The organism is Pseudactinotalea sp. (assembly GCF_048594945.1).
Lineage (GTDB): Bacteria > Actinomycetota > Actinomycetes > Actinomycetales > Beutenbergiaceae > Pseudactinotalea.
The window spans coordinates 1-1,532 of record NZ_JBMDXJ010000551.1 but is presented as its reverse complement, the minus strand read 5'-3'; the positions used below and the strand labels follow the sequence as shown (position 1 = coordinate 1,532).

Below are 1,532 nucleotides of genomic sequence, written 5' to 3'. Positions count from 1 at the left end.
TGGTCCGCCGGCCGCCGAGCGCGCGATTGGTGCTGTCCTCAGCCCGAGGACGACACCTCCCCGCGTTCGGCGAGGAGAAGCAGCAGCAACCCCGCGTTCGCCCGCAGGGGAGACACGTGGGCGAGCGCTCTCGCGTGTGCCTAAGGTGTCCGTATGAGTGCGACCACCACGTCCACACCGATGTCGGAGGTCCTCGCCCTGCAGCGGGCGGCCTTCCACCGCGACGGCCCGCCGTCGGCTGCGGTCCGGCGTGATCGGATCGACCGGTTCGCGCACGCGGTGCTCGACAACACCGACGCGCTCGTCGAGGCGATATCGACCGACTTCGGGTTCCGTGGCGAGGTGACCACGCTGGTGACGGACGTCCTCGCGTTCGCCGCGGAGGCCGAGATCGCGCGAGCCGGGCTGGGGCGCTGGATGCGGCCGCGACCGGCTGCGGGGCGGCTGGCGGGCACCGCGATGCGGCTCGCCGGTCTGCGTGCCGATGTGGTGCCGACCCCGCTCGGTGTGGTCGGCGTGATGGGCATGTGGAACTTCCCGCTCACGTTGACGGCTGTTCCTGCGCTCAGCGCGTTGGCTGCCGGCAACCGGGTGATGATCAAGATGTCGGAGAAGGTGCCGCGCACCGCAGAGGTGCTCGCGAACGCCTGGCATGACGCCTTCGATGTCGAGGAGGTCGCGGTGGTGACCGGTGACGTCGAGGTGAGCCAGGAGTTCGCCGCGCTTGACCTGGATCACCTGTTCTTCACCGGTTCGGCCGAGGTGGGCAGCAAGGTGATGGCGGCCGCGGCGGCGACGCTCACGCCGGTCACGCTGGAGCTCGGCGGCAAGAACCCCGTGATCATCTCCGAGACCGTGGCGCACCAGCGCGAGCCGATGCGCCGCGCTGCGGCCCGGGTAGCGGCAGCACGCCTGCAGAACGGCGGGCAGGCCTGCATCAACCCGGACGAGGTCTACGTCCCCGCAGCCAGCGCGCGGCTGTTCGTGCAGGACGTCTTCTCGGCCTGGGGCGAGACGGTCCCCGACGTCATCGAGTCGGGTCAGATGACCACGCTGATCGACGACGCCGCGTACGAGCGCGTCCACGCCTTGCTCGAGGACGCCGCAGCCAAGGGCGCTCAGGTGATTCGCGCCGTCTCCTCGGATGCGGCGGGGGAGGACGCGATGCGTCGCGACCGGGTGATGCCGCCCGTGGTGGTTCTCGGGGTCACCGACGAGATGCGCATCGATCACGAGGAGGTGTTCGGGCCGGTGCTCGCGGTGCACACCTACGAGCACGTGCCGGAGGTGCTCGAGCGTCTCGCGGCCCGACCCGCACCGCTGGTCGCGAGCTGGTTCGGCCCCGACGACGCCGACTTCCGCGCCTTCGTGGCCCACACCCGCTCGGGCGGGGTCGCCCGCAACGACTGGGCACTCAGCTCGTTCACGCCAGGAGCACCGTTCGGCGGCGTCGGCCGCTCCGGGATCGGGAACTATCACGGCCGCTACGGCTTCGACCGCTTCACCCACCAGCGCTCGGTGGTGGGGTCCAA

Annotated in this window: 1 protein-coding gene; it reads left to right on the top strand. The window is 70.9% G+C overall.

Features of this window, described 5'->3' with window-relative positions:
- Positions 1–153: 153 nt before the first annotated feature.
- A partial coding sequence (locus ACOJSN_RS24960; protein ID WP_420115186.1) for an aldehyde dehydrogenase family protein occupies positions 154–1,532 on the top strand: 1,379 nt, incomplete at its 3' end.